This window comes from Micromonospora sp. MH99 (assembly GCF_021442385.1).
Lineage (GTDB): Bacteria > Actinomycetota > Actinomycetes > Mycobacteriales > Micromonosporaceae > Micromonospora.
Window position 1 is genome coordinate 1 of sequence record NZ_MUZA01000127.1, and the last position, 7,954, is coordinate 7,954.

Genomic DNA, 7,954 nt, shown 5'->3' on the forward strand with positions numbered 1-7,954 from the left:
GTGCGCAGTCGGGTCGCGCTGCGCGGCACCACCGCCGGGCAGCAGTGGGCCCGCCTGGACCGGGCGTCGCTCACCCTGGCCGGAATGGCGCCCCGGCTCACCGGGCTGGCCGAACCGGCCGTGGTGGAGGCGGCTGCCGCCGACCGGTCGTTGCGTGACCTCGCCGCGCGGGTGGCCAGCGTGGAACGGGCCCTGCGGCTCGCGCCGACCGACGCCCGCGCGCCGCTGGCCGAGGCGCACCGCACGTTGACCGCCCAGCTGGAGAGCGGCGTGGCGGCCTACGAGCGGCTGGTGGTGGCCGCCGCCGGTTACCTCGCCGAGGACGCCCGACCGGAGCCCACCCACCCGGCCGCCGACCGCCTGACCGAGGCGACCGACCTGCTGCACGGGGTCGCCTCGGCCCTGGCCGAGCTGCGCGCCGGCGGCTCCGGGCTGCGGGCACCCACCAGCTGAGCCCCCCGCCCCGCCCGTCACGGTGGGGTGGTGACCGGGATCGGCCCGGTGTACGGCGAACTGCCCACGACGTTGAACGACCGGATCCGGTAGTGGTAGGTCACGCCCCGGGCCAACCCGGTGTTGGTGAAGCCGCGACCGGTCACGGTGAAGGTCGCCACCTCCTGGCCGAACGCCGGGTCCAGCGCCCGCTGCACGATGAACCCGGACCCCGGACCGGCGGGCGTGTGCGCCGTCCACCCCAGCACCACAGTGGCGGTGTCCGGCCCCGGCGCGGTCGCGGCGGCGGTCACCCCGCTCGGGATGCCCGGCGCGGGCGGGGTGCTCGCCGCGGCCACCGTCGACCAGGCCGAGGCGGCGCCCAGGTACGTGGTGCGGACCCGGTAGTAGTACGTGGTGTCCGGGGCGGCAGTGGTGTCCAGGTGGTTGTCACCGACCCCGATGGCAGTGGTGCCCGGGCCGCTGGTGAAGGTCGGATTGGTGGCCCGCTGCACGTCGATGCCGGTGGCGAAGGAGCGGTTCGTCCAGCGCAGGGCCACCCGCAGCGGCGCGGCGGGCGGGATCGCCGCGATCAGCCCGCCCGGCGCGGCGAGATGCACCGAGGCGGGCACGCTGTTGGACCAGGACGAGTAGCTGACGTCGTTCTCGGCACGGATCCGGTAGTGGTAGGTCTGGCCGGGGGTGACCGTCGCGTCGGTGTAGCGGGTGGCGGCGGCCGCGACGGTGATCGTGGTGACGTCGCCGCCGAAGGTCGCGTCGGTGGCCCGTTGCAGCAGGTGGCTGGTCGCGGGCGGGCGTCCGCCGTTGCCGGTCCACGCCAGGGCGATCGCCGGCAACGCGGTGGCCGAGCCGGGCACCGGCGTGGCGGTCAGCCCGGTGGGCGCCCTCGGCGTCACCCGCAGCACCAGGGGACGACTCATGCCCAGGTCGCGGTGGCCGGCGAGCTGGCTGTGCCAGCGGTACTCCCATCCGAGGTTGACCATCTGGTTGACGACCACGGCGGCTCGCCCGTCGGTCGGGCTGATCGGCGTCGACCCGGCCCGCGCGCCGGGTGGACGGCCGGGGTCGAGCAACCGGACGCTGTCGCCCAACTTGAACGGCAGGGCCGGAGCGACGGGACGGAGCGCCACCACCACGTCCTCGCGTGGGTTGACCCGGACGATCTGCTTCCAGCCCAGCTCCGCCGGGTGCGGCTGGCGCTGCGTGCCGTCCCAGCCGACCCGGTTGACGACCTGCACGTCGCAGCCGCCGAAGTGCAGCGGCTCGGTCTGCCGGACGTTGCCGCTGATCCGCCACAGCTGGGTGCCGTCGGCCGGGGCGCCGACCGGGATGGCCGGGTCGGCGGCGTACAGCACCTCGGTGACCGGGTCCGTCGGGCCGAGCGGCAGGGTCGCCGGTGCGAGCGGCCCGGCGTGCGGGTGGGCGACGCCGAGTCGCCCGGCCAGTCGCCCGTGACCGGGTTCGAACACCTGCTGGGCGGCCTTGACCTCGATCGGCAGGGTCACCGGGCCGCCGCCGCCCAACGGCGTGAACGTCACCGTGTCGGCGTGCGCCGACACCGTCGTCTCGGCCGCCGTCCGGCTGCCGAAGGCCGGGTCGTACGCCGGCTGCGGCACGATCGGCGGGCGCTGGCTGGCCGCGTACGCCCCGGGCAGCCGTTCCCGCAGCCGGGCCAGGTCGTACGCCGGTTCGGGCACGCCGCGCACCCGGAACTGGAGCAGGGTACGGGTGTTCGGCCCGTACCCGGGCTCGGTGGGCGGTGGGCCGCCCTCGGCCGTCCGGTCCGGTGCGTCGGTGTGCTGGTCGTTGCGCGGGTCGAAGCCGGGCAGCGGGGCCGGGGCGTCGTTGTAGAGGATCAGCGTGCTGCCCGGCGCCACTGTGGAGAAGTCGACGAGCACGTCGGCGCGCTCACCCGGGGCGAGCAGCAGCGTGTGCCCGTCCACGTTCAGCACCGTCGGGTCGAGCCGGTCGTAGCGGTAACCGATCGGCCGGTTCGGCAGCACCACCGGGGCGGGCAGCAGCCCGGCCTCGTTGCCGATCTGGATGAACTCCGGGCCGGCGGCCCGTGGGTCCGGCACACCGCCGTCCCGCCCGTCGCTCGGCCAGGCCGCCGGCCGGTCCGGCGCCCGTACGGCGGGCACCATCGGCACCTCGCCGGCGTCCGCGTCGGCCAGGACGCCGTCGTCGGTCCACATCGGCGCGTCCGAGCAGGCCCGGTAGAGCTGGAGGTGGAGGCTGCGGTCCAGGCAGGCGTTGAGGATGCGGAACCGGTACGCGCGCGGACGCACCTCCAGGTATGGATAGGCGACGCCGTTGACCAGCGGGGTGTCGCCGTACGCCGCGGGCACCGCGGACGGGTGTGGCACCCCGGGGCGCAGCGGGGGCTCGGTGGGCGCCCCGACGGGGTCGTGGTGCGGGTTGGGCACCGGCCCCGGCCCGGTCGGTGGTGGCCCGCCGGTGATGCGTTCCGCCAGCGGCCAGCCGTCGACGGTGGGCTCGCCGTCGGCCCGGCTGCCGTCCGGGGCGGGACTGCGCGACCAGGGGCCGTAGTCCCACCGGCCGGTGGGGTTGCGCCCGCCCGACCGGTACGGGTTCTGCCGGGGCTGGTAGACGTGGGGGTGCCAGAGGCTGCCCCGGGCGCCCCACCGTTCCCGGTCCCAGGTCGGGTCCTCGGCGGCGAGTTGGGTGTCGTCCGGTACGAACGTCTTGTCCTCGATCACCAGGGGCAGCTGGTCGGCCGGCAGCACCCCGTCGGCGACGAGCTGGTCCTCGACCGGGTCGGTGAGCAGGTAGGGCGCGAGCTGCCCACCGTAGACGGTGAGCCGCGCCAGCCCGACTGTGTTGTCGTGGAACCAGAGCAGCCGGCCGCTCTGCTCGTTGGGGAAGTAGAGCGTGGTGGCCCCGACGCCGGGCGGTGGCATGTCGGGCACCGGCGTCAGGCCCGTCCCGGTCGGGTACGGGGTGATCTCCCCGGCCGGGGTGATCCAGTGCCCGGGGTTGCCCGCGCTGGTCCAGCCGGTCTGCGCCCCGGCCAGGTGCAGCACCGCCCGGTTCTGCGGGTACGGCGCGGGGCCGTCCAGCGGGCCGATGCCGGCCCCCTCGACCGTCTCGTCGACAGGCAGGAACAGCTCGCCGGCCCGGCCGGTGGGGAGCTGGTTGATGAACTTCACCCGGACCGGCCGGCCCCGCCGGGCGTGGATCATCGGGCCGAGGTGCCAGGGTCGCTCCGGGGGCGCCACGGTGTTGTGGCCGGACGCGTCGGTGCCCAGGTTGAGCTGGCGGTAGCCGCGCAGCCGGGTGGCCGGCAGGTCCCGGTGCAGGCGCTGCGTGTACTCCTGGAGCCCGATCTCGTAGTAGTCGCAGCCCGGGTAGCTGATCGTGTCGGGCACCGCCACCGGCAACCGCCCGCCGAGGTCGGTGCCGCCCGCCCGCCCGGGGATCGGCAGCGCGTCGACGAACTTGCGCAGCCCGGTGCCCGGCGCCGGCCGGCCGTCGGGGCCGCGCGTCGGGCGGGGACTGTACGCGACGTTCGGCACCGGCCCGAAGCAGCGCGGCACGGCGGTCGGGTCCAGGCTCGCGGCGGGTGCGGCCTCCTCGGCGGTACGCGCGGCCGGCACGGACACCGTCCGGCCGAGGCTGTCGGGGGTGGGCCGGTAGAAGAAGGTGGAGCGGAGTCTGCGGAAGATCGCCATGACTCTCCCCAAAGGTTGGGGCACGAGGATCGCCACCCCGGCGTGGCGGCCCTCGGCACTCTGCTGACGGGCGGTGAGCACTCAACCGCAGCATGCGACGTCGGAGGCCGGATAGGAATTACCCAATCGTCCGTATCTGGGCTGGCGCCGGCCGGCGAGGGCCAGTTCAGGTGTCCGGCTGCTCCGGCTGGCACACCGGGCACCAGTAGGTGACCCGTTCGCCCAGCTCCTCCTTGCGGATGGCGGTGCCGCAGCGGCGGCACGGCTGGGCGCGGCGGCCGTACACGTAGCTGGTCTGCCCCCGGTGCAGCGAACCGGTGGTGCTCTGCGTCCAGCGGCCCCGGTTGGCGGCCAGCAGCCGCTGCGCGAGCGCCACCGTGGCGGGCAGGTCGGGCACCGCGCCGACGGGCGTCCACGGCGACACGCCCCGCAGGAACAGCACCTCGCACTTGTAGAGGTTGCCCACCCCGGCCAGGTTGCGCTGGTCGAGCAGGGCCTCGCCGATGGTCTGCTCCGGGTGCCCGGCGAGCCGCCGGACCGCCTCGGTCGGGTCCCAGTCCGGGCCGAGCAGATCCGGCCCGAGGTGACCCACCAGGCCGTCCTCCTCGCCGGTCGGCACCAGGGCCAGCTCGTGCAGGTGGTAGCCGACCGCCACCGCGCCAGGGGTGCGCAGCACCACCCGGATCAGGTGCGCGGGTCGGCCGCTCCACCGTTCCCCCGGCGCGTACGCCCGCCAGGCGCCGTCCATCCGCAGATGGGAGTGCAGCGTCCACCGCGCGTCGTCCGGGGCGGTGAGGCGGAGCAGCAGGTGCTTGCCCCGGCTGGCCGACTCGCGGACGGTCCATCCGGTGAGGTCGGTGGTGGCCAGCTGCGGCACCCGGAAGTCGGACCCGGTGAGCCGCGCGCCGGCCAGCGCGCGGTGCAGCACGCGGGCGGTGTTCCAGACGGTGTCACCTTCGGGCACCCTGCCATCCTCCCTCTTTCGAGCAAGATTCGCATGTGTCGCTATTTGTAGTCAGGTTCCTCATGATCTCCTGACATGCGAGGGTCAGGGAGTTCTGAGGAGAATGCCCATGACGCGACCTCATTGTCGTATCCGACCCGCCACCCTCACCGCCGCCCTCGCCCTCACACTCACAGCCGCCGTAGCGCCCGCCACCAGCCTTTTCCCGACCACCGTCCCCGCAACCGGCACGTCGCTCACCCTGACCGCCGCCGCGCCCGGTGCGGAACGGTGGAGCGCCGACCTGTCCGTCGACCGGGACGACGTCAACGTCCGGCGTACCGCCGCCGGGCTGCGGCTGCGCGAGGCGCGCACGGCCGGACGCACCCCCCGCAGCCCGCACAGCGCGCTCGCCGAGGGCATGCTGTTGACTGCGCCACGCGCCCTCACCCGACCGGCCACCCGGGTCCGCGCCGCGATCAACGCCGACGTCCCCGCCGGCGCCAGCGTGGAGGCACAGGTCCGCGGATGGCGGGTCAGTGGCTGGACCGAGTGGCGGGCCGCCACCGCCACCGCCGGCACCGTCTTCGACCGGCCGGTCAGCCAGGTGCAGACCCGGGTGGTGCTGACCGCGCGGGCCGGCGGCGCCACCGCGACGGTACGCGACGTCCAGCTCACCGCCGACGCGACAACAGCCGTCTCCGCCGCCACGCCCGGCCTCACCTACCGGGTGTACGCCACCCGGATCGGGCTGGTCGGCGAACTGACCGCCAACGGCCACACGATCCAGCCGCGCGACCACTTCGCGGCGCTACCGTCGCGCCGGGGCCTCTCCCCGCTCAACAGCGGCGACTACACCGTGCGGGTCTGCACCACCACTGGCGCCCGCTGCGAGTACGCCCCGGTCTGGGACGTCGGGCCGTGGAACACCCGCGACGACTACTGGAACCCGTCCGCGGTGCGGGAGAACTGGAAGAACCTGCCGCAGGGCCGGCCCGAGGCGCAGGCCGCCTACCAGTCCGGCTACAACGGCGGGCGGGACCAGTTCGGGCGTACGGTGCTCAACCCGGCCGGCATCGACCTGGCCGACGGCACCTTCATCGACGGCCTGCAACTCACCACCAACGCCTGGGTGGACGTCGCCTACCTGTGGACCGGCGGCGGGCCGCGCGGCGTCGTCGGCGACGGGCCGCTCAACATCCGCAGCGGACCCAGCACGTCGTACGCGGCCCGCGGCTTCGCCGCACGGTTCGCCAACGTGCCGATCCAGTGCTACGTCACCGGTCAGTCGGTCGCCGGCCCGTACCGCACCACCACCAGGTGGAACCGCCTGGCCACCGGGCAGTACGTCAGCCACGCGTACATCTCCGCCGTCTACGGCGGCACCGTTCCCGTCTGCTGAGTCGCGACCCCGCCTCGGCGGGCGTCCTCAGGGACGCTCGTCGGGGCGGGCGGGACGCACCATGTCCTGGTAACGCGGGTGGCTCGCCCCGTACACGGCGTAGTTGAGCCGGGCGTGCGACAGGCTCAGGTCGCCGTTGGCGCCACCCCGCACGGCGTCGGCGTCGGCATCGCTCTGACCGTCGTCGGTCCAGAAGCAGACCGGGCAGGTCCCGCCGCCGGTCCGAGAGGCACAACAGGGACAGCCCACGGGAACTACGTGTTCACCCACCGGGGCAGCATTCCATAGTCGAATGTCACCCGGCCACCCGCAGGAGGTCACCCGGAGACACACCGAGGACGTCCACCGCCCGGCCGCCGTTGACCGCCACCGCCACCAGATCGGCCGAGTCGACGTACACCACCAGGCCGCCCTCCGGCGCGTCGCCGAACGTCCGTCCGCGCACGGCCGCGCGGGCCGGTCCGGGCCCCGGCGAGCTCACCCGGACGGCGGCCGGGAGTGGGCCGAGCACCTCGGCCGGTGCGGCTAGTTGCACGTTTCCGAAATGGTCGACGGTCAGCACCTCGGCGGTGAAGCCCTCGGCGTCGCGGGCCACGACCGGCGGCGGCAGCCGGACCAGCCCGTCCGGGTCGACCGCCGGACCGGCCCCGGCCAGCGGCGCACCGAGCGCCAACCGGGCCGCCACCGGGGCGAAGACGTCCCGACCGTGGAACGTGCCGGACACCCGCGTCGCCAACCAGCGCGGCTCGGTGAGTTCCACCGCGGCGGTCACCCCGCCGAGCGCGGCGGCGGCGTCCGGCAGCAGCCCGTTGTCCGGACCGACCAGCAACCCACCCGGCGTGGCCAGCGCGACACCCCGCCGGGCGGTGCCCACCCCCGGGTCGACCACCGCCACGTGCACGCCCACCGGCAGGTAGGGCACGGTCTGCGCCAGCACCGCGGCTCCGCGCCGGACGTCCGCCGGCGGCACCAGATGGGTCACGTCGATGACCCGGGCGGCCGGCGCGATCCGGGCGATCACCCCGTGGCAGGCGGCCACGAAACCGTCGGTGAGGCCGTAGTCGGTGGTCAACGAGATCCACGGTGTGCCGGACATGCCCGCAGGTTAGCCTCCCGGCGCGTCGTTCCCTGACGAGTCGTGCCATCGGGTTGGCGGATATGGGACAGCGCGCTGCCCGACCGGCCACTGCCGCCGTCGGGCGTGGGCCGGCAGACTGCCCTGGTGACACATCGGAGCCTGCCCGCCGTCGGGATCCTTCTGGTCGCCGTCGCTCTGACCGCCGGCTGCGGCAGTGACGACAACAGCTCTCGGGCGGCCCCGCCGGCCTCGCCCGTCGCGACCCCGGCGGCGAGCGACCTCGCGAGCGCGCCGACGCCGTCGCTGGTCCCGTCCGGTTCGGCCGATGCCGCCGAGCCCTCGGCTCGCCCCGGCCAGTCGACAGCGCCGCCCGCCGTGCCGCCCGC

5 protein-coding genes and 2 pseudogenes are annotated in these 7,954 nt (G+C 75.0%); 3 read left to right on the forward strand and 4 right to left on the reverse strand.

What is annotated here, in order from left to right; all coding sequences use genetic code 11:
• Positions 1-453: pseudogene (locus tag B0E54_RS31700) on the forward strand (hypothetical protein); the annotation flags it as partial.
• A gap of 17 nt (positions 454-470) precedes the next feature.
• Here B0E54_RS31700 and B0E54_RS31705 read toward each other — a convergent pair.
• Both B0E54_RS31705 and B0E54_RS31710 read right to left on the reverse strand, forming a co-directional pair.
• The gene (locus B0E54_RS31705; protein WP_234591526.1) at positions 471-4,145 is read right to left on the reverse strand and encodes a hypothetical protein; all 3,675 of its coding nucleotides are present in this window, start codon (positions 4,143-4,145) and stop codon (positions 471-473) included.
• 166 nt (positions 4,146-4,311) lie between these two features.
• On the reverse strand, positions 4,312-5,109 hold the full coding sequence (locus B0E54_RS31710; RefSeq protein WP_234591527.1) for a DNA-formamidopyrimidine glycosylase family protein: 798 nt from the start codon (positions 5,107-5,109) through the stop codon (positions 4,312-4,314).
• Positions 5,110-5,218: 109 nt separating this feature from the next.
• On the opposite strand from B0E54_RS31710, the gene B0E54_RS31715 reads away from it, so the two are divergent.
• The gene (locus B0E54_RS31715; protein ID WP_234591528.1) at positions 5,219-6,490 is read left to right on the forward strand and encodes a hypothetical protein; all 1,272 of its coding nucleotides are present in this window, start codon (positions 5,219-5,221) and stop codon (positions 6,488-6,490) included.
• 27 nt (positions 6,491-6,517) lie between these two features.
• On the opposite strand, the gene B0E54_RS31720 is transcribed toward B0E54_RS31715, so the two are convergent.
• Complete coding sequence (locus B0E54_RS31720) at positions 6,518-6,823, reverse strand: CPCC family cysteine-rich protein (protein WP_308195446.1); 306 nt, start codon at positions 6,821-6,823, stop codon at positions 6,518-6,520.
• Positions 6,786-7,586 carry an S-adenosyl-l-methionine hydroxide adenosyltransferase family protein gene (locus B0E54_RS31725; RefSeq protein ID WP_234591529.1) on the reverse strand — a complete coding sequence of 267 codons (801 nt, stop codon included), beginning with the start codon at positions 7,584-7,586 and terminating at the stop codon, positions 6,786-6,788. Before B0E54_RS31725 ends, B0E54_RS31720 begins: the two co-directional genes overlap by 38 nt.
• Positions 7,587-7,712: 126 nt before the next feature.
• Between B0E54_RS31725 and B0E54_RS31730 the strand changes: the two are divergent.
• Positions 7,713-7,954, forward strand: a pseudogene (locus B0E54_RS31730) (hypothetical protein); the annotation flags it as partial.